This window comes from Corynebacterium comes (genome assembly GCF_009734405.1).
GTDB classification, from domain to species: Bacteria; Actinomycetota; Actinomycetes; order Mycobacteriales; family Mycobacteriaceae; genus Corynebacterium; species Corynebacterium comes.
Genome location: NZ_CP046453.1, coordinates 1,069,001 through 1,089,230, shown reverse-complemented (window position 1 = coordinate 1,089,230; position 20,230 = coordinate 1,069,001). Strand labels below are relative to the sequence as shown.

Sequence of the window (20,230 nt, the reverse complement as noted above, 5' to 3'; positions counted from 1 at the left end):
CGGATGGTCACACTTGCTAGGCTCGATCTCATCTCATCTGTTCATTCCCCCAGCCGAGGAGAATCGATGTCGGACAAGATCGAAGGCAAGGATGAATCGCTGTGGGTGGCAAGTACACCCCGCACCGACTACCCGGCACTCGAGGACGATGCCACCGTCTATGACCTGGCCATAGTCGGCGGCGGCATCACCGGCATCGCCGCCGCCCACCACGCGCAGCAGCGCGGCCTGAAGACGGTGCTCCTCGACAAGGCCAGACTCGCCGAGTGGACGACGGGCGGGACCACCGCGAAGCTGGCCTCACAGCACTATCTCATCTACGACCACCTCATCAGGCACCAGGGAAAGGCCACCGCCCAGGCGTTCGCCGACGCGAACCAGAGGGGCATCGACCGGGTCGAATCCATCAGCGCCGAGCTCGGCGTCGACTGCGAATTCTCCCGCCGTGACGCCTACGTGTACAGCCGCAGCCGGGACAGGCTCGACGAGATGAGGGCGGAGGTCGAGTCCGCGGTATCCCTCGGCCTTCCCGCCAGCTTCGAGACGGAGACCGATCTGCCTTTCGACATCGCCGGGGCGGTGAAGTTCTCCGGGCAGGCGCAGTTCCACCCGAGAAAGTTCCTGCTTCCCCTCGCGCAACACGTCGTCGACCACGGCGGCGTCATCTACGAACGGACCAGAGCGACCAGCATCACGCCCGGCGAGCCGAACGTCGTCACCACTGAAGCAGGTGACATCAGGGCGAGGCATGTGCTCCAGGCGAGCGGCGAACCGTTCTGGCGGAGAGACGTCTTCGACGGGTTCATGTGGCTGAAGATGTCTTACGCGCTCGCGGTGCAGCTGACAGAGGGTTCCTCCTATCCGGAGAGCATGTACGTCACCACCGACGATCCGATGCGCACGATGCGCTCAGCGACGTCGGAGGGGAAACCCGTCCTCATCTTCGGCGGTGAGAGCCATGAATACGACGACGCCACCTTCGACGCCGACACACGCCACCGGGCGCTCATCGAGGACGTGCGCCAGAAATTCGACGTCGACAAGGTGCTCTACCGCTGGCTGGCCGGCGACTACATGCCGTACGACCGGATGCCCTACATCGGCGCGTTCCCGGAGCACCCGTCCATTCACGTGATCACCGGATTCCGAGCGTGGGGGCTCGCGTGGGCGATGTCCGCGGCTGAGGCCGTGGTCAATGACGTGGCGGGGGCGCCGGACGACTGGGTGAGGCCTTTCAGCCTCGACAGACTGTCGACCCCTCTGCCGGAATCCCGGAAGGTTCCCGGTTTCTAGAGGGATCGGTTCTCAGGCGCGGGACATCTCCACCCGGACCGGTCCGGCGACCTCAAGCTCGTGGACCTTGAGCCCGGCTTCCCGGGCCTGGTCGAGGATCTTCTCCTCCACCGGATCGACGGACAGCACCATGACGGTCGGGCCGGCGCCGGAGAGGTAGGCGGCGTAACCGCGGTTGCGCAGGCGGTTGACCCATTCGGCGGTGACGGGCAGAACGTCGGCGCGGTAAGGCTGGTGGAGTCGGTCGCGGGTGCCCTCCCACAGCAGCTCCGGGTGGTTCTGCAGTGCCACGGTCATCACCGCGACGCGGGAGACGTTGAACCGCGCGTCCGTGTGGGTGACGTGGCTGGGCAGGACCCGGCGGACGGCCTGGGTGGAGGCGTGGAAGTCCGGCACCAGGGCGGTCGCGCGGATCCGGGGGTCGACGTTGATGGAGACCGCCTTGTATCCGGGCTGGGATCCGTCGACCGGGGTCGTGGTCCAGGAGACGACCGCAGATCCGAGGACGGAAGCTGCCGCGTTGTCCGGATGCCCCTCGAAGGCGGAGGACAGCTGGACGATCTGCTCGGACGTCAACGGGTTACCCGCCAGGGCGTTGGCGGCGACGACCCCTGCCACCGCGGCTGCGGCGGAGGAGCCCAGGCCGCGGGACTGCGGGATGGCGTTGGTACAGACGACGCGCAGTCCGGGGGCCTCCGCGCCAGCCGCATGCAGGCCGGAGCGGATGGCCTTGACCACCAGGTGGGAACCGTCGCGCGGCAGGTCGTCCTCGCCCTCCCCGTAGACCTCGACCTCGAGGCCTGCTTCGGTGACCTCGACCTCCACGGTGTCGTAGAGGCCCAGTGCCAGTCCGAGGGTGTCAAAACCTGGCCCCAGGTTGGCGGAGGAACCGGGGACGGTGACGGTGGCCTTGGTGCCCACCTCGAGCTCGATGCTCATGAGTGACTCGTGTCCTTTGTGCTAGATCAGGCGGATGACGCTGTCGACGGCCTTGACGGCGGAAGTCTTCTTCAGGTCCTCCACGGTCGCGGCGAGGTCGGCTTCGCGTGCCGAGTGGGTGACCACGATGAGGCGGGCGTCCTCGCCGGACTCCTCCTGTCGCACGGTCTTGAGGGAGATGTTGTGGGCCGCGAAGATGGCGGACAGTTCGGCGAGCACGCCGGTACGGTCCTCGACCTCCATGTCGATGTGGTAGCGGGTGGTCACGTCGCCGAAGTCCGCGATCGGCAGGTTGGCGTAGGTGTTCTCACCCGGGGCACGGCCACCGTGGACCTTGTTGCGGGCCGCGCCGACGATGTCACCGAGCACGGCGGAGGCGGTCGGGGCGCCGCCGGCACCGTTGCCGTAGAACATGAGGCGTCCGGCGGCCTCCGCCTCGACGAAGATGGCGTTGTAGGACTCGTTGACGGAGGCCAGGGGGTGGTCCACCGGGACGAGGGTCGGGTGGACGCGGGCGGCGACGGACTCGACACCGGCTTCGTCGGTGAGGCGCTCGCAGATGGCCAGCAGCTTGAGCACGTAGCCGGCGTTGCGGGCGGCCTCGATGTCCTCGGCGGTGACCTTGGTGATGCCCTCGCAGTGGACGTCGTCGAACTTGACGCGGGTGTGGAAGCCGAGGGAGGCGAGGATGGCGGCCTTGGAGGCGGCGTCGTGGCCCTCGACGTCGGCGGTCGGGTCCGCTTCTGCGTAGCCCAGACGGGTGGCCTCCGCCAGGGCGTCCTCGTAGGTCGCGCCGGTGGACTCCATGGCGTCGAGGATGAAGTTGGTGGTGCCGTTGACGATGCCCGAGATGCGCTGGATCTGGTCGCCGGCGAGGGAACGACGGAGCATGCCGACGACCGGGATGGCGGCGGCGACGGCGGCCTCGAAGTAGAGGTCGACGTTGGCGGCGTCGGCGGCCTCTGCCAGCTCGTCGGCGTGGGCCGCGACGAGGGCCTTGTTGGCGGTGACGACGGATTTACCGGCGTTGAGCGCAGCGAGGACGAGTCGGCGCGGGTAGTCGATGCCGCCGATGACCTCGACGACGATGTCGACGTCGTCGCGGTTGATCAGGGACATCGCGTCATCGGTGAGCAGCCCCCGGTCCACGCCTGGGCGCGGTTTCTCCAGATCAGAGACCGCCACGCCCTTGAGCTCCAGGGGGCCGCCGATGCGGTGCGCGAAGGCGTCCGAGTGCTCGCCCATCAAACGCAGCACCTCAGAACCGACGGTGCCGAGTCCGAGAATGGCGACGCCAACCGGTTCGCCGGCTCCCTTGCCGGGGTTGTACGTGGGCTGCTTGTTCTCGGTCATTGTTCTCCTGATGTGTTGCAGGTCCGCGGGAAACGTTCCTGGACCAGCCTACCGGGGCCGGGACAGTTCCTCAGTGCCCGGGTACCTGTGTCCGGGCACATCGAACCAGCTTAGTCCGATGGCCGTACGGTCACGATGCCACTGCAGACAGGTCACACCTCTCGACTTGAGGTGTGGACTCACTTAACCTGGAAGGCACCGCATGTGCCTCCACATCAGAAGGAAAGGTCCGTGTCTGCCCGCTCAGCCATTGCCGCGGCACTGATCCTCGCCGCCCCGCTTATCGGCGTCCCCCCGGCCTCCGCCTCCGAAGTCGTCGTCAGCGGGGCCTCGTGCACCGTGATCCACACCCCCGCAGAACACGAGGACGTGCTCGCACTGTCCGGCGTCTTCGCCGCGAACTGGTCCGCCGAGATTCTGCGTGACATCCCGTCGGCGGCCGAGGACATGGCCGTGGCACGCAGTTGGCACGCGGACAAGACCTCCGACGCACTCGCCGAGATCCCCGAGCATGTCCGCGCCGCCGTCGACCGGGTCAACACGGCCGGACACCGCGTCGGGTACCGGGACGAGGAAGCGACCGCTCCGCTGCGCGTGCTGGTGGACCGCAACGACCATCGCCGGACCGGCCGCACCTGGCAGACCTTCAGCACCGACGAGGCCCGCAAACATCTGGAGACCACCCGCCGGACGGGTGCCCCGACCGCGCTCAGCGGCACACATGAGAACCTGTCGATCCCCGCCGACGAGTCATGGCAGCGCGCCTGGGAACGCACCCCCGGCGCACGTGCCGAGGCCGCCGCCTCCAGCGCCGAGCTCCGCCTGTGCGCGGGCCGGACCGCCGGCACGGTGGACCGCGCCACCGCGAACGCCGAAACCCACGACGCCCCGGTCGTGTCCCTGCTCGTCCTCGGAGTCCCGCTGGGTCACATCCACACGACGACGGTGCTGAGACTGCTGGAGGAGATCTCCGCCTTCAGTCGTTGATCTCGATGCGATGGTTCTCACCCGCAGGGTCGGTGACGACGATCGTCGCGTACACGGCCCGGCCCGCCGGGTAGATCCGCGCCGTCACCGACTCCGCGTCGCCGGCGAGGACCTCCGCCAGGGCCGCCCGCGTCCGGGCCAGACGGTCCCCCGTTCCGGCGGCGTCGATGGCGTCGGCGGCGTCGGTCGAGCGGTCGTCGAGAAGCCGGACGCGGGCGCCGGCGGCACGGGCGTCCCACACCGCGCGATTGATCTGCGGGGTGTCGAACAGCGGCGAGCGGATCGAGTCCCGCAGCTTCAGCTCGAGCAGGTGCGCGTTGTGGCGGCGGGCGTCGCCGGAAAGCCCGGGGGCGAGGGCCGCGGCCGCCTGGCGTGCCACCCATCCGGCGGAATCGGCGAGGAAGGCCCGCCGCGCCGCGACCAGTTCCACCTCCGTGGCCCGGTGGCGGGCGCTGGCCATCGCCAGGCCAAGGCCCCGGGTGCTCATGTCCACCATCCTCGGGATGAGGGTGGCCGGCAGCAGCAGTATGCTCATCCCCACAAGTCCGGGAACGTCGAAGTGTGGGGTGCCGACGAGCTCCACCGCCACCAGGCCCATGGCCCACACCGACCAGGCGACCAGCGCCCGGTCGCGGATGGCCAGGTAGGTGCACAGGAGCACGAATACCCACGGGTACCAGAGGGCCGGCCAGTGGGCGGCGGGAGGCGGGTCGTCGACCAGCGCCGCGACGAGAAACAGCGTCGCCGTCACCGCTGTCACCGCCGTGCTGCGAGCAGGAAGTCGCAGTGCGTCGCCCTGGACCAGGGCCCAGGCGGCTGTCCCTGCGGCCGCCAGCGCCAGCAGGTGCGCCACGGCATGCGGATGGGTGTTGTTCAGGCTCAGCCCGAGAACCAGCGCCATGACGACCGCCGCGTTGCGCGGGCGGAAGATCCGGCCCACCCCGACCAGGTCGTAGGGAGTGGGCACGGGGACCGGTGCCGCGTTGTCCGCCTGCCCCTCCCTCTGATCCCGGAGTCCCGGGTCCCAGGTCAGTTCCACCCGGGTGCCCCGCCCCGGCGAGGAGGCGATCTCCGCCCGGCAGCCGGGGGTGGCCGCCATCCGGCCGGCGATGGCCACCCGCAACCCCGCCCGGTCGCGCGGAACATCGTCGACGTCGAATCCCCTCCCGTCGTCGGTGACCCGCACCGACATTCCTCTGCACCGCCCTTCCTCCACCTGCGGGTAAATTTCCAGTGCGCGGTTGCTGCCCGGTGCGTGCCGCACGCCGTTGGACACCGCCTCGAGCAGGGCATCGCTTATCGACGCCGCCACATCCGCCGGCATCGTCGCCGACTCCGGCACAGGGCCCGGAGCGCTGACCGCCAGCTCCGGGTCCAACCGCTTCGCATCCGACACCATGCCCGCGACGATGGCTCTCAGGGACAGGTGCGTCGAACGGGTCGGGGGCATGGTCAGCAGCTTCCCGGGGTCGACGGGACTGCGGTCGAGTGCCACCACTCCGCGCCACACGCCGTCGAGGTAGGACAGCACCCTGTCGTGCAGGTGGCCGAGGAAACGTGTCTCCATTTCGTCCAGGGCCTTCATCCGGGCCAGACGCACAATTTCCCGGTGGTCGGCGGCCACCATCCGGTCGAGTGCCTCCGAGGCCCGCCGACCCGCCTGCAGGAGCATGAGGAAGGGCAGCATGAGAATCAGCGCGTGTGCCACTTCGAGGACGGTGTTCCAGCCCAGGGGCGTGCCCAGATTCACTCTCGCGGCCACCGCCAGGGTCACCACCGCCAGAACCAGGCCTGCCCGGCCCGGGAGGACAGCCATGAGCATGGCCATGGGCAGGCCGGTGGTGTCCCCGAGGTAATTCTGCGTCAGCGGGGATTCATCCGTGAGAACAAGGCTGACCAGGTGGAGGGCGAGCACGGCCACGTAGGAACCGCCCGCCAACCCCAGCGTCCACCGGTAGACGGCGTGCCGGTGGACGAATCCCGCCGCCACAACGACCAGTGAGGCGACCGTGAACAGCCAGAAGACGGCCGAGGCCGGGCTGTCCGGCGGGCCGGTCAACGATGCTCGGTAGAGCTGCGCCGCGTTGGAGCCCAACCCCATGAACACCAGCCAGGACACTCCGCAGCCGAAGGCCACCACCCGGTACAGCGCCAGCAGCGCGGTCTGTGAGCGGAGGTAGTCGCTCTCAACCTCTTCCGCCAGCTGCCCTGACCTCCGCAACGGCGCGGGGGCGTGGAAATCAGCCGGGAGACTGTCGCTCGTGGTGGCCAGTCCGGCCGGAATCACAGCCGCTCCAGCGGCCCCGGCAGGAAACCGTCCTCCTGCGCCCGGAACAGGAGCTCCACCTTGGTGTTCGCGGGCCGACCAGCCAGGGCGTACTTGGTGCGGATCCGGCCCAGGTAGTCCTGCACCGTCTCCGGCGACAGCCCGGTGAGCCTGGCCACCCGCTTCGCGGACTCCCCCATCGCGTACAGCTCAAGCACCTCCCGCTGGCGCTCCGAGAGGTTGACGCAGTTGATCAGCGGATCGGAATCGATGATGCCCGCCCAGTCCGGGGTGGCGTACGTCCCGCCCCGCGCCGTCTGGCAGATCGCTGCGGCGAGGTCCTGCGGCATCGCCGACTTCTCGATCACTCCCGCCACTCCCGCCTGCAACGCCCGGCGCACCAGGAAGGGGCTCTCCAGCGAGCTGTACACCAGCACAGTCGCGCCAGCCTCCTGCAGCGCCATGGCGTTGATGTACGGGTCGCTGCCGTCCGCCAACCGCAGGTCCAGCAGCACCACGTCCACATTCGGCCGCTGCGGGTCGCGGATGTGGTCGAGCCCTTCGGCGACCCCGTGGTAGGCCCCCACCAGAGCGCACCCTGCCGACCCGTCGAGCATGTTCGCGAGCCCGATGAGGGCGACTTCATGGTCATCGACCGCCACCACGTTAACCTTCATACCCTGAACCTAACATTTGCTGCAGAAACTTTCTCGCCTTGTCGCAGCTCAGAGGCCTATTTGGGACTACCAGTCCACGTTATGACCGCTTAGCCGAACATAAGGAAGGAGCGCGGGTGGCGGTGCCCCCGACTTAGGGGGCCCCCGCTTGCCACGCCGAGCGGAAAAGGGATGACGGTGCCATTGGTTCCGGTGGCACGGGAAATAGCGGCTGTTCGCCCCTCCCCCAACCGCCCTAGCATCACCGACGGGCAATCGCCCTCCACCGCCGTCCCCATGAAAGGGTCCCACCCGTGAAGAAGTTCTCCCGGTTCGCGGCCGTCGTCTCCGCGACCGCCGTCCTCGCCTCTGGCACAGTCCTCGCCCCCGCCGCCTCTGCTTTCGACGTGAGGGTCGAAGGCGATATGTGTTACATCACGCAGACCGACGACGACACCGCATCATTGCGGGCCCATTTCCGCCAGGCTGGCGAGGAAGCGATTGCTCTGCTCAAGGAAGATCTTCCGGACCGATCGGCAGACATCGACGCCGTCGTCGACGCCCCCGGAATCCTTCCTGACCTCAGCGGCGTGGTGGCGGAATGGGAAGGACTCGAAGACGCTTCAGTCGCAGCCGGTTACTCGCCCGGAGAATTTCGGATGCTGCTTCTGCTGGCACGAATCTCCCTTCTGGACTTCGAGTCCCTCGCCGCGGAATGGGAACTCCAGAACCCCGAAGGCGCCGAAACCGGAACGGAAGAGTTCAGCCGCGCGGCACTGCAACAGAACCTTCCGGAATGGAAGAAATTCGTCGAAGCATGGCGAGTCGACGGCCTCCAGGCACTCACCGAGCTCGCCTCTGAAGAAGCTGAGAGCCACGAATACTCGGCGCAGGCGGAGCCGGTTTACACAGTTCTTTACGACCCCCACGTCTTCAGGATGGAGGCGATGATTCCCGCCGCCGAAGCCTGCATCGACGGAACCGACGGTTCTTTCCCCGTGAACTCCGGGGATGAGGATATCCGGGACGAAGAGCAGCCGAAGCGTGAGGACAAAGGCCTCTCCTCCCGCATCGGGCGGTAATGTCCTGCGCCCGCGCCCCATGAACGAAAGCCGCACCAGAAGGGATCACTTCTGGTGCGGCTTTTTCGCATACCGGGGCGGACCCGACGGACTCAGGCCTCCAGCGACAGAATGTCCTCGACCGTCTCGCGGCGCAGCATGAGCTTCGTCTTGCCCGCACGCACGGTGACCACCGGCGGGCGGCCGAAGGCGTTGTAGCGGCTGGACATGGCGTAGGCGTAGGCGCCGGTGGCGGCGAGCGCCACGAGGTCGCCGGTCTCGATGTCCGCCGGGTAGGACGCGTCACGGACGAGGATGTCGCCCGACTCGCAGTGCGCGCCGACCAGGCGGGAGGAGATGGGGGCGGCCTCGGTGAAGCGGCTGACCACGCGGGCGTCATAAAGCGAACCGTAGAGGGCCGGGCGGATGTTGTCCGACATGCCGCCGTCGACGGAGAGGTAGCGGCGGGTGACGCCTTCGTCGACGGTGACGTCCTTGACGGTGCCGACCTCGTAGACGGTGACGGTGCCGGGGCCGGCGATGGCGCGGCCGGGCTCGACGAGGACCACGGGGGCGTCGATGCCCAGCTCGGCGGCGGTCTTGGCCACGGCGGTGAGCAGGTCGTGGGCGACCGCGTCGACGTCGAGGGGCTGCTCGTCCTCGGTGTAGGCGATGCCGTAGCCGCCGCCGAGATCGAGTTCGGGCAGCTGGACGCCGAGTTCGCGGTGGATCTTGGAGTACAGGCCGAGGACACGGTCGGCGGCCATGGTGAAGCCCTCCGCGTCGAAGACCTGGGAGCCCACGTGGCAGTGCAGGCCGACGAGGTCGAGGTTCTCGGCGCGGATGGCTGCCTCGGCGGCGCGGAACGCGGATCCGGAGGCCAGCGAGAAGCCGAACTTCTGGTCCTCGTGGCTGGTGGCGATGGCCTCGTGGGTGTGTGCCTCGATGCCCGGCTTCACCCGGATCATCACCTTCTGCACGCGCCTTTCACCGGCGGCGATGAGGTCGAGGACGACGAGCTCCTGCTCGGAGTCGAGGACGACGTGGCCGACGCCTTCCGTGACGCAGGCACGCAGGAAAGCGGTGCCCTTGTTGTTGCCGTGGGCGGTGATGCGCTCAGCCGGGAAATCTGCGGCCAGGGCGATCTTCAGTTCGTTGAGGGAGGCGACGTCCAGCGAGAGCCCCTCCTCGTCCACCCAGCGGGCGACGGTGCGGGTCAAGAACGCCTTGGAGGCGTAGTGGACGTTCTCCGGGCCTCCGAAGGCGCGTGCCATGTCCTGGCAGCGGGAGCGGAAGTCGTCCTCGTCGACGACGTACACGGGGGTGCCGTACTCCTCGGCGATCTCCGGGAGGGGTACGCCGGCGATGGTGACCACGCCGTCCTCCTGCCGGAAGGCGTTACGCGGCCAGACATGGGCGGGCAGGTCGTTGAAGTCGGTCATCGACTTACATCCTCTCCGGGGCGGTGACACCGACCATGCCGAGCGCGTTGGCCAGCACCTGGCGGGTGGCTGCGGCGAGGGCGAGGCGGGCGGTGTGGATCGGTGCGGCCTCTTCGTCGGCCTTGGGCAGGATCTGGCAGTTGTCGTAGAAGCGGTGGAACACACCCGCCAGTTCTTCAGCGTAGCGGGCGACGCGGTGCGGTTCGCGCAGTTCGGCGGCGCCCAGCATGACGGCCGGGAATTCGCCCAGGGTACGGATGAGATCCCCTTCCCGCTCGTGGGTGAGCAGGGAGTAGTCGGCGCCATCATAGGTCACGCCCAGCTCGGCGGCCTTGCGGGCGATCGAGCAGAGACGGGCGTGGCCGTACTGGACGTAGTAGACGGGGTTGTCAGAGGACTGGGAGGCCCACAGTGCCAGGTCGATGTCCAGGGAGGAGTCGACGGAGGAGCGGATCAGGGAGTAGCGGGCGGCATCGATTCCGATGGCCTCGACGAGGTCGTCGAGGGTGATCACGGTGCCGGCACGCTTGGACATGCGCATCGCCTGGCCGTCACGGACCAGGTTGACCATCTGGCCGATCATCACCTCGACCTGGTCGGGGTCGTAGCCGAGCGCGGCGGCGGCGGCCTTGAGGCGGGCGACGTAACCGTGGTGGTCAGCACCCAGCATGTAGATGGCCCGGGTGTGGCCGCGTTCGAACTTGTCGGCCACGTAGGCGATGTCGCCGGCGATGTAGGCGGCCTCGCCGTCGGATTTGATGACAACGCGGTCCTTGTCGTCACCGAAGTTCGTCGAGCGCAGCCACCACGCGCCCTCGGACTCGTAGAGGTTGCCGTTGTCCTTGAGCTTCTGCACGGCCTTGTCCACCGCGCCGGACTCGAACAGGGAGTTCTCGTGGAAGTACACGTCGAAGTCGGTGCCGAACTCGTGGAGGGACTCCCTGATGTGCTCGAACATCATCTCCACGCCGAGCGAGCGGAAGGTCTCCTGCGGATCCTCCCCCGCCAGGGCGTCCGGCTGCTTCTCGACGACCGCCTTCGCGATCTCGCCGATGTAGTCACCGCCGTAGCCGTCCTCCGGCGTCGGCTCCCCCTTGGCCGCGGCGAGCAGGGAACGGGCGAAACGGTCGATCTGACCACCGTGGTCGTTGAAGTAGTACTCGCGGGTGACATCGGCGCCGGCGGCGGCGAGCACCCGGCCGAGGGAATCGCCGACGGCCGCCCAGCGGGTGCCGCCCAGGTGGATCGGGCCGGTCGGGTTCGCGGAGACGAACTCCAGGTTGATCTTCTCGCCCTTGTACCTGTCCTGGTGGCCGAAGGAATCGCCCGCCTCGAGGATCTTCGCCACGATCTCACCCTGCGCGGCAGCGGCGAGACGGATGTTCAGGAAGCCCGGGCCGGCGATCTCGGCGGAGTCGATGGCGGGGTCGGCCGCGAGGGCGTCGGCAAGCCAGGTCGCCAGATCGCGGGGGTTGACGCCCACCTTCTTGGCCACCTGCAGTGCCAGGTTGGTGGCGTAGTCACCGTGCTCCGGATTACGGGGACGCTCAACGACGACCTGATCAGGAAGAACAGAGGTGTCGAGGTCACGGGATGCCAGCACTCCGGTGGCCGTCTCCCGGATGAGGGACGCAAGATCAGCAGGTGTCATGGGCAGAAAGTGTAGTGCACCGACGCGAGGCTCTCCTACTGACGTCCGGCCGATACCCACGTGGCGGGCACTGATCCGGGTTAGCATGTCCCCGAGCCAAATACTCACGCACATTTATGCCGTCGAAGAGATGATTCCCGCATGCGCACCCTGACCCGCCCGCTCGCCGCCACCCTCGCCGCCGTCGCGATGCTCGGACTGGCCCCGGCCACGTTCGCGTCCCCGGCCCAGCCCGTCACCTGGGAGGCCTGCCCCGCCCAGGTCACCGACCAGGCCGCCCAGTGCGGGCGTATCGACGTCCCCATGTACCACTCCGACCCGGCCGGCCCGAAGATCTCCGTCGGCTTCGTCCGCGTCCCGGCCGCCTCCGGCACCGCACGCGGCACCCTCTTCGGCAACCCGGGCGGCCCCGGCGGCGACGCGTACTCCTACTTCGGCGGCGAGGGCCTCTCCTGGCCGGCGGGCATCGTCAACGAGTGGGAACGCGTCGCGGTCCAGCCCCGCGGCCTGCCCGGCTCCACGCCTGTCGCCTGCAACGACGAGGTCAACGCCCGGGCATCCGTCAACCCCGTGGATCTCTACGTCCGTCAGGGCGGGCTCATCCGCGAGGCCTGCGAGTCCACCACCCCGGGCTACACCGCGTCCCTGACCACCGACAACACCGTCGATGACTGGGAATGGGTCCGCAACGCCCTCGGACGGGACCAGATCTCCATCATGGGCCTGTCCTACGGCACCTTCCTCGGCTCCGCCTACGCCACCCGCTACCCCCAGCACACCGACCGTGTCGTCCTGGATTCCGCCATGGACCCGGGTCTGGCCTGGAACGGCATCCTGGGCGCCCAGCAGGCAGGTTACGAGAACTCCCTCCACGACTTCATGGCCTGGACCGCCGAGCGCAACGACACCTACGGACTGGGCGACACCCCGCTCGCCGTCTACCAGGCCTGGTCACGCAAGGTCGTCGCCGAATCCGGCACCAACCCCACCGTCGTCCCGCCGCCCGCCCGCGTCGGCGACCTCCCACCCGGACTGGAGTCCTCCCAGGGCGTGGGCGTGGACGTCATGAACGCCACCAACCCCTTCGCCGTCTCCTCCCAGGGCCTGAGCTCCCAGGCCACGACCGGCGGCAACCAGGCCACCTCCCCCACCCTGGGCATCACCCGCAGCCTCCTGCCCGCCCCCACCCGGTGGGATGCCCTCGCCCGCATGATCAACGGCACGGAGCCGCTGCCGGACTTCAACGCCATAGCCGAGCAGATGTCCGAGGAGGAGGCCGACGCCTTCGCCACCGCCCAGCTCATGCAGCGCCTGATCATGTGCAACGAGAACCAGTACCCGGCCGACCCCGCCGACATCCCCGACTACGCCTGGACCAACTTCGTCACCGGCGACATCTTCACCGCCCCCAACGCCTTCTTCACCTCCGGCGCCGCCTGCTCGGGCGCGGACCCCGTCGCCGGCCTGCCCGCCGTCGACGGCTCCCGGCTGGACACCCGCCCCCTGCTCGTCCAGGCCACCGGCGACCCGCAGACCCCCTACGCCCACCACACCCGCCTTGCCGGCGCCATGAACGCCCACGTCGTCACCGTCCACGGCAACGGCCACGGCCACGTGGGCCTGGGCAACGCCGCGGTGGATGAGGTTGTCGTGGAGTATCTGCGCACCGGCCGCACCGACACCACCGACGTCCCCGGCGTGAACCGCTAGAACACCGGGGTGATTTGGGCCTCCCACCCAGGGGGGTGCTAGACTTTCACCGTTGTCATCCCCGTTGTGGATGGCCGCGATGTCTCCGTAGCTCAGTGGATAGAGCACTGGTTTCCGGTACCAAAGGTCGCAGGTTCGAATCCTGTCGGGGACACTCTGTGAAGTCTCGGGACATCGTTCCCGTCAGGGCCTCCCACCGTTCAGGTGGGGGGCCCTGATATTTTTCCCGGGGGGACCTCCCTGCCGGGTGACGGAACCCGGTTCCCGCGTCAGACCTGTCCGCTTAGGACCCCCTCAAGGCGTCCCGGACAGGCTCCCACGGGCCTTAGAGGGGGCCGAAGTGGAAACCACGGCGCATCACCCTCCCCCGCGACTACCGTTGAAGGGTATGACCGACAACATCAACCAGTTCCTGTCCTCCCTGCCCATCGACCGTATCGCCGGCCAGCTCGGCGAGGACCCGAACAAGGTCCGCCAGGCCGCAGAGACCGTACTCCCCGCGCTGCTCATGGGCATGGGCGCCAATGCCCAGGCCCCGGAGGGCCGGGACTCGCTCGCCAGCGCCCTGGGCAAGCATGACCCCTCCCTGGCGGAGGGCGACGTCGACGTCGAGGCCATCGACACCGCCGACGGCGCGAAGATCGCCCACCACGTCTTCGGTTCGAAGGAGGAGCAGGTGGTCCACCAGCTCGGAGGTGTGGCCGGCGGCAGCGATCTGGTGAAGAAGCTGCTGCCCATCCTCGCCCCGCTGGCCATGTCCTGGTTGGCCGGCCGACTCCAGCAACGCGGCTCCACGGAGACGTCCCCGCAGGGTGGTCTGCTCGAGCAGATCCTCGGCCAGGTGCTCGGCGGCGGCCCCAGCTCCGGGCCCACCTCCACGCAGGCCTCGGGCTCTCCGCTCGAGGGCATGGGCGGCGGCATCTTCGGTGACCTGCTCGGCGGGTTGCTGGGCGGGGGGCGTCGATAAGCAGGGCCCGGGAAACCGGGGCGGAAGTGAGCCAGATCACGTACGTTGGGGGTTGAGGTGCCCGGGAAGGACGATGGGCACCCTTCCCGAAGCAACAACCACAGACCCCGACCATTCGAGAGTGGTTGCAGGCTCCCCTCCGTGCCGGATGCGGTATTCACGTAGAGGCGACCACTCAGTACATGAGAGGTATGCCCATCATGAGTAGCAATAGCTTTGATACCCGCGATCAGTTGAGGGTGGGTGACACCGACTACGAGATCTTCCGCCTGGACAAGCTGGAGACCGCCTCGCGCCTGCCCTACAGCCTCAAGGTTCTCCTGGAGAACCTGCTGCGCAACGAGGACGGTCGGCTGGTCACTCCCGAGCAGATCGACGCGTTGCTCCACTGGACGCCGGGGGACACCTCCGAACGCGAGATCCAGTACTCCCCCGCCCGCGTCCTCATGCAGGACTTCACCGGCGTGCCGTGCGTCGTGGACCTCGTGGCCATGCGGGATGCGATGACAGATCTCGGCGGTGACCCGGCGAAGATCAATCCGCTGATCCCCGGTGAGCTGGTCATCGACCATTCGCTCATCGCCGATGCCTTCGGCAGCCCGGACGCCCTCAACATCAACGCGCAGCTGGAGTTCTCCCGCAACGAGGAGCGCTACCAGCTGCTGCGCTGGGCCCAGGAGTCCTTCAGCGATTTCGTGGTGGTCCCGCCGGACACCGGCATCTGCCACCAGGTCAACCTGGAGTACCTCTCGCGGGTGGTGTTCACCCGCGAACGTGACGGAGTGACCCAGGCCTATCCGGACACGCTGGTGGGCACCGACTCCCACACCCCGATGGTCAACGGCCTGGGCGTGCTGGGCTGGGGCGTGGGCGGCATCGAGGCGGAGGCCGCGATGCTCGGCCAGCCCGCCAGCCTGCTCATCCCGGAGGTCATCGGGCTGAAGCTGACCGGTCAGCTGCCTGCGGGCACCACCGCCACCGACCTCGTGCTCACCGTGGTGGAGCTGCTGCGCGAGACCCGTGTCGTGGGTAAGTTCGTCGAGTTCTTCGGCCCCGGCGTGGCGAACATCCCGCTGGCCAACCGCGCGACCCTGGGCAACATGAGCCCGGAATACGGTGCGACCGTCGCCATCTTCCCCATCGATGACGAGACCCTGGACTACCTGCGCCTGACCGGACGCGATGAGCAGCAGATCGCGCTCGTCGAGGCCTACGCCAGGCAGCAGGGCCTGTGGCACGATCCGCAGACCCCCGCCGACTACACCAGGGTCGTCGAACTGGATCTCTCGTCGGTCGTGCCGTCCATCGCCGGACCGAAGCGCCCCCAGGACCGCATCCCGCTCGGCGACGCCCCCGCCAGCATCCTCGGTCTGCTCGCCGGCGAACACTCCGTGTACGAACCGGCCGCCGGCAGTGTGGACGACGCCTCCGAGGATTCCTTCCCGGCCAGTGACCCGGTGTCCCTGACCCCGGGCCCCCGCAAGGACGCCCCGCCGCGGACGCTGACCCGTGAGCAGCTGACGGCCAACGCAAAGCTCGGCTGGCCCAGTGACCCGGTGGACGTGGTCATCGGGGACACGCCCGCGATCATCGACCACGGTGATGTGGTCATCGCCGCGATCACCTCGTGCACCAACACCTCCAACCCCTCCGTGATGCTCGGCGCCGGCCTGCTGGCCAAGAAGGCCGTGGAGAAGGGCATGAAGACCCGCCCCTGGGTGAAGACGACGCTGGCCCCGGGCTCGCGTGTGGTCACCGACTACTACGAGCGGGCGGGCCTGACGCAGTACCTGGATGCGCTCGGTTTCCACAACATCGGCTACGGCTGCACCACCTGCATCGGCAACTCCGGCCCGTTGATCCCCGAGGTGAGCAGGGCCGTCACCGACACCAACCTCAACGTCGCGTCCGTGCTGTCGGGCAACCGCAACTTCGAGGGGCGGATCCACCCAGAGGTGAAGATGAACTTCCTGGCCTCCCCGCCCCTGGTCATCGCCTATGCCCTGGCCGGGAGCATGCACACTGATCTGCTCACGGATCCGCTGGGCAAGGGTGCCGACGGGCAGGACGTCTTCCTGCGTGACATCTGGCCCAGCGAGGAGGAGATCAGGGCGGTCGTCGCCGAGAACGTCCGGGCCGAGATGTTCACCGATGGCTACGCCGACGTCTACGCCGGTGACGAGAACTGGCGTGGGATGAGTATTCCGGAGGGCGACAAGTACGCCTGGAGCGGGGAGTCCACCTACATCCGTAAGCCCCCCTATTTCGAGGGGATGAAGGCGGAACCGGAGCCGGTGTCCGATATCGCGGACGCCCGTGTGCTGGCCCTGCTGGGGGATTCCGTCACCACCGACCATATCTCCCCCGCCGGAAACATCAACCCGGCCTCGCCGGCGGGACGGTATCTGCAGGAACAGGGTGTGCAGCCGAAGGACTTCAACTCCTACGGCTCCCGCCGCGGCAACCACGACGTCATGGTCCGGGGCACCTTCGCCAACGTGCGTCTGCGCAATCTGCTGGCCCCGGGCACCGAGGGCGGGGTCACCCGGCACTTCCCCGACGGCGAGCAGACCGCCATCTACGACGCCGCCATGCGCTACGCGGACGAGGGCGTGCCTCTGGTGGTCATCGCCGGCGCCGACTACGGTTCGGGTTCCTCCCGCGACTGGGCCGCCAAGGGCACCACGCTGCTGGGTGTGCGTGCCGTGATCGCGGAGTCCTTCGAACGCATCCACCGCTCGAACCTGGTCGGCATGGGTGTGCTCCCCCTCCAGTTCCCGGAGGGGGAGTCGGCCGTGAGCCTGGGGATCACCGGTGAGGAGGTCTTCTCCATCACCGGTCTCGAGGGCCGTGCGGGCATCCCCGACACTGTCTCCGTCCGCGCCGAGGCGGATGGCCGCACGATCGAATTCGAGGCGGTGGTACGGGTGGACACCCCGGCGGAGGAGGCCTACTACCAGCACGGCGGCATCCTGCCCTACGTGCTGCGCCAGCTGCTCTGATCCGGGCGGCATCGGCTCCGTCGCCCATCCTCCCGGTGGCGCCGGAGCCCGCCGGAAGACCCGCAGGTAGGGTGAGGTGTCACCCTGATCCCCATCATGAAAGGCCGCGCAATGTTGTTCCTGGCACGCATGGATGTCACGTTCCCCGAGTCCCTCACCCCCGAGCAGGTCGCAGACTTCCAGGTCCGCGAGAAGGAGTACTCCGGCAACCTCCAGAAGGAGGGCACGATGAAGGGCATCTGGCGCGTGGTCGGCGAGTACTCCAACTACTCCATCTACGACGTACGCGACAACGATCACCTGCATGAGGTGCTCTCCGGTTTCCCCATGTACAAGTACATGACCATCAAGGCCACCCCGCTGGCGCAGCACCCGAACGCCACCCGCAGCGACTTCTTCTAGACCGCTTATCGACGCACACCGCCCGTCCCCCACGTTCTCACGTGGCGGACGGGCGGTGTCTTCGTCTCCTAGCCGTTCGGCATGATGATCCAGGCGATGAAGTACGCCAGGACCTGCGGGCCAGGCAGCAGGAAGGATGCTACGAAGAGGACTCGCACCAGGGTGGAATTCCAGCCGTAGGTCTCAGCGATGCCGCCGAGGACGCCGGCGACATAACGGTCCGTCAGTGAACGGTGCAGGCGGCGCTGGTGCATCGGGGTGTTGAAGTCGGTCATGTGGGGCTCCTTGTCGTGTCGTGATCTGCTATCCCCCATGATGGCAGTTCACGGTACGGATTGACATAGGGAAGAACCCCGAGAAAACCCTGATCTCAGTGGGCCGGACCGGGACCTGTCAGCGTGCCGTTGAAGTCCGGATGCCCCGGCACGTTGGCCACGGCGACGACGCCCTCCATGAACGACTTGAGGTGGGTGTACTGCTCGGGGGTCATGTGGTCGAAGACCACCCGCCGAACGCTCTCCACGTGCTCCGGCGCGGCCGAACGCAGTCGACGCATGCCTTCGTCCGTCAACGAGACAATGACGCCGCGGGCATCCCCCTCGCTCTTGCGCTTGGTCACCAGTCCACGACGCTCCATGCGGGTGATCTGGTGGGACGTGCGGGACCGGTCCCAGTCGAGTCCGGCGCAGAGGTCACGCAGACGCAGGCACCCTTCAGCGGCCTCGGACAGGGAGACGAGTACGGAGAACTCCGAATTGGAGAGGTCGCTGCCTGCCAGCAGGGTCTCATCCATGACGCGATCGATCTTGCGCATTCCGGCGAGGATGAGTCGCCACAACGCCTGCTCTTCGTCGTTGAGCCAACGAGCCTCGGTTGCCATGTCATCGACTATAGCCCCGCCATATGTCGTGTCACTAATTCCCGACGGCCTGTCCGTTCCGCTTTCCATCCCGCGGTACTCCCCTTCTTCCATACTGTCACCTGCTTCTTCTCTCTTCATGTAGATGAATATTATCCTATATGTTGACAAGTCATCAACTTTTGCTAGAGTAGGCTCGGAACCGCACACCGGGAACGGGGTGCGGCAGAAAATGTAGAGACAACCTGAGGAGAAAAGCATGACCAACTACACCGGCACCTGGGTTCTGGATTCCGCCCACACCAAGATCGGCTTCATCGCCCGCCACGCAATGGTTACCAAGGTCCGCGGCAACTTCGAGGAGTTCGAGGGCTCGGCAGTCGTCGACCAGGCCAACCCGGCCGCTTCCGTCGTGAAGGCAGTCATCAAGACCGCTTCCGTGAACACCGGCAACGCCGACCGCGACGGCCACGTCCGCGGCGACGACTTCTTCGCCGTCGAGCAGTTCCCGGAGATGACCTTCGAGTCCACCTCCTTCGACATCTCCGGCAACTCCGGCACCGTCACCGGCGACCTGACCCTGAAGGGCGTGACCAAGCCGGTCACCCTGGACGTGGAGATCTTCGGCGTCGAAGAGGATCCGTTCGGCAACGTCCGCATCGGTTTCGAGGCCACCACCAAGATCAACCGCAAGGACTTCGGCGTCGACTTCCAGGCTCCGCTGGGCTCCGGTGGCGTCCTGGTTTCCGAGCAGATCGTCATCGAGATCGACGGCTCCGGCATCAAGCAGGCCTAAGCTTTCTTCTCCCGAACCCCCGTTCCAGCCATCGCTGCCGGAACGGGGGTTTAGGCGTTCTCGACCCCGTTAGCATGACGCCATGAGGATCTTCGACGCGCACCTGCACGTCATCGACCCGGCGCATCCGATGGTGGAGAACAACGGCTACCTGCCGGCGCCCTTCACCGTCGACGACTACCGGGCCCGCGTCGGCGGGCTGGGCGTGGCGGGCGGCGCGGTGGTCTCCGGCTCCTTCCAGGGCTTCGACCAGGGCTATCTCGTTGATGCCCTCACGGCCCTCGGCCCCACCTTCGTGGGCGTGACCCAGATCCCGGCCGACATCGGCGACGAGGAGATCCTGTCGCTGCACGCGGCCGGAGTGCGGGCGGTCCGTTTCAATGTGGCGCGCGGCGGATCAGCCTCCCTCGACGATCTCGACCACCTCGCCCGACGGGTCCATGACCTCGCCGGCTGGCACGCCGAGCTCTACATCGACGCCCGCCACCTGGACGGCCTGTCGGAGCGGATCGCGGCACTCCCGGCAGTGAGCATCGACCACCTCGGCATGCACGGGGACGGACTTCCACAGCTCCTCCGCCTGGTCGAACGCGGGGCGAAGGTGAAGGCCACCGGGTTCGGGCGCATCCGGATGGACCCCGCCGAAGCCATCCGGGCGATCATGGCGGTGGACCCCACCGCACTCATGGCCGGCACCGACCTGCCCTCCACCCGGGCCCGCCGGCCTTTCGAGGACGCCGACCTGGAGATCATCGGGCACGCGGTGGATCCCACCCAGCTGGGGGCCGTGCTGTGGGACAACGCCGCCGACCTCTACCTCCGGGATCCACGCCCTGTCTGAGTGGT

17 protein-coding genes and 1 tRNA gene are annotated in these 20,230 nt (G+C 67.7%); 10 read left to right on the top strand and 8 right to left on the bottom strand.

What is annotated here, in order from left to right; all coding sequences use genetic code 11:
• The first annotated feature begins 66 nt into the window (after positions 1-66).
• Positions 67-1,293, top strand: a complete 1,227-nt coding sequence (locus tag CETAM_RS05285; protein ID WP_197085803.1) for an NAD(P)/FAD-dependent oxidoreductase — start codon at positions 67-69, stop codon at positions 1,291-1,293.
• A 12-nt stretch (positions 1,294-1,305) separates the two neighbouring features.
• Here CETAM_RS05285 and thrB read toward each other — a convergent pair whose 3' ends face one another.
• Together thrB and CETAM_RS05275 are read right to left on the bottom strand one after the other, a co-directional pair.
• Complete coding sequence (thrB, locus tag CETAM_RS05280) at positions 1,306-2,232, bottom strand: homoserine kinase (RefSeq protein WP_156227660.1); 927 nt, start codon at positions 2,230-2,232, stop codon at positions 1,306-1,308.
• A 21-nt stretch (positions 2,233-2,253) separates the two neighbouring features.
• Positions 2,254-3,585 (bottom strand): homoserine dehydrogenase, encoded by a 1,332-nt coding sequence (locus tag CETAM_RS05275; protein ID WP_156227658.1) that lies wholly within the window; start codon positions 3,583-3,585, stop codon positions 2,254-2,256.
• 231 nt (positions 3,586-3,816) lie between these two features.
• Between CETAM_RS05275 and CETAM_RS05270 the strand changes: the two genes are divergently transcribed.
• The gene (locus CETAM_RS05270; RefSeq protein ID WP_156227656.1) at positions 3,817-4,572 is read left to right on the top strand and encodes a hypothetical protein; all 756 of its coding nucleotides are present in this window, start codon (positions 3,817-3,819) and stop codon (positions 4,570-4,572) included.
• Here CETAM_RS05270 and CETAM_RS05265 read toward each other — a convergent pair.
• Positions 4,562-6,859 carry a sensor histidine kinase gene (locus CETAM_RS05265; RefSeq protein ID WP_156227654.1) on the bottom strand — a complete coding sequence of 766 codons (2,298 nt, stop codon included), beginning with the start codon at positions 6,857-6,859 and terminating at the stop codon, positions 4,562-4,564. The two genes, CETAM_RS05270 and CETAM_RS05265, sit on opposite strands and share 11 nt — an antisense overlap.
• Entirely contained in the window at positions 6,856-7,515 is a 660-nt protein-coding gene (locus CETAM_RS05260) for a response regulator transcription factor (RefSeq protein WP_156227652.1), read from the bottom strand. The genes CETAM_RS05265 and CETAM_RS05260 overlap by 4 nt, the downstream gene beginning before the upstream one ends.
• A gap of 293 nt (positions 7,516-7,808) precedes the next feature.
• On the opposite strand from CETAM_RS05260, the gene CETAM_RS05255 reads away from it, so the two are divergent.
• Complete coding sequence (locus tag CETAM_RS05255; RefSeq protein WP_156227650.1) at positions 7,809-8,576, top strand: hypothetical protein; 768 nt, start codon at positions 7,809-7,811, stop codon at positions 8,574-8,576.
• 92 nt (positions 8,577-8,668) lie between these two features.
• Here CETAM_RS05255 and lysA read toward each other — a convergent pair whose 3' ends face one another.
• On the bottom strand, positions 8,669-9,997 hold the full coding sequence (gene lysA / locus CETAM_RS05250) for a diaminopimelate decarboxylase (RefSeq protein WP_156227648.1): 1,329 nt from the start codon (positions 9,995-9,997) through the stop codon (positions 8,669-8,671).
• A gap of 4 nt (positions 9,998-10,001) precedes the next feature.
• Positions 10,002-11,648 (bottom strand): arginine--tRNA ligase, encoded by a 1,647-nt coding sequence (gene argS, locus CETAM_RS05245; protein ID WP_156227646.1) that lies wholly within the window; start codon positions 11,646-11,648, stop codon positions 10,002-10,004.
• A gap of 141 nt (positions 11,649-11,789) precedes the next feature.
• Here argS and CETAM_RS05240 point away from each other — a divergent pair, with 141 nt between their 5' ends.
• The 5 genes from CETAM_RS05240 (at position 11,790) to catC (ending at position 17,729) form a co-directional block, all read left to right on the top strand.
• Positions 11,790-13,358: an alpha/beta hydrolase gene (locus CETAM_RS05240; protein WP_156227644.1), complete on the top strand. Its 1,569-nt coding sequence runs from the start codon at positions 11,790-11,792 to the stop codon at positions 13,356-13,358.
• An 81-nt stretch (positions 13,359-13,439) separates the two neighbouring features.
• Positions 13,440-13,512 (top strand) — tRNA-Arg (locus CETAM_RS05235).
• 234 nt (positions 13,513-13,746) lie between these two features.
• Positions 13,747-14,325: a DUF937 domain-containing protein gene (locus tag CETAM_RS05230; protein WP_156227642.1), complete on the top strand. Its 579-nt coding sequence runs from the start codon at positions 13,747-13,749 to the stop codon at positions 14,323-14,325.
• Between the two features lie 200 nt (positions 14,326-14,525).
• Complete coding sequence (gene acnA, locus CETAM_RS05225) at positions 14,526-17,327, top strand: aconitate hydratase (protein WP_330221208.1); 2,802 nt, start codon at positions 14,526-14,528, stop codon at positions 17,325-17,327.
• A 111-nt stretch (positions 17,328-17,438) separates the two neighbouring features.
• Positions 17,439-17,729: a muconolactone Delta-isomerase gene (gene catC / locus CETAM_RS05220; protein WP_156229384.1), complete on the top strand. Its 291-nt coding sequence runs from the start codon at positions 17,439-17,441 to the stop codon at positions 17,727-17,729.
• A gap of 68 nt (positions 17,730-17,797) precedes the next feature.
• Here catC and CETAM_RS05215 read toward each other — a convergent pair whose 3' ends face one another.
• The gene (locus tag CETAM_RS05215; protein WP_231587593.1) at positions 17,798-18,004 is read right to left on the bottom strand and encodes a PspC domain-containing protein; all 207 of its coding nucleotides are present in this window, start codon (positions 18,002-18,004) and stop codon (positions 17,798-17,800) included.
• A 95-nt stretch (positions 18,005-18,099) separates the two neighbouring features.
• Positions 18,100-18,609: a MarR family winged helix-turn-helix transcriptional regulator gene (locus tag CETAM_RS05210; protein ID WP_156227638.1), complete on the bottom strand. Its 510-nt coding sequence runs from the start codon at positions 18,607-18,609 to the stop codon at positions 18,100-18,102.
• Positions 18,610-18,847: 238 nt separating this feature from the next.
• Here CETAM_RS05210 and CETAM_RS05205 point away from each other — a divergent pair, with 238 nt between their 5' ends.
• Both CETAM_RS05205 and CETAM_RS05200 read left to right on the top strand, forming a co-directional pair.
• Positions 18,848-19,384: a YceI family protein gene (locus tag CETAM_RS05205; protein WP_156227636.1), complete on the top strand. Its 537-nt coding sequence runs from the start codon at positions 18,848-18,850 to the stop codon at positions 19,382-19,384.
• Between the two features lie 82 nt (positions 19,385-19,466).
• On the top strand, positions 19,467-20,225 hold the full coding sequence (locus tag CETAM_RS05200) for an amidohydrolase family protein (RefSeq protein ID WP_156227634.1): 759 nt from the start codon (positions 19,467-19,469) through the stop codon (positions 20,223-20,225).
• Positions 20,226-20,230 lie beyond the last annotated feature (5 nt).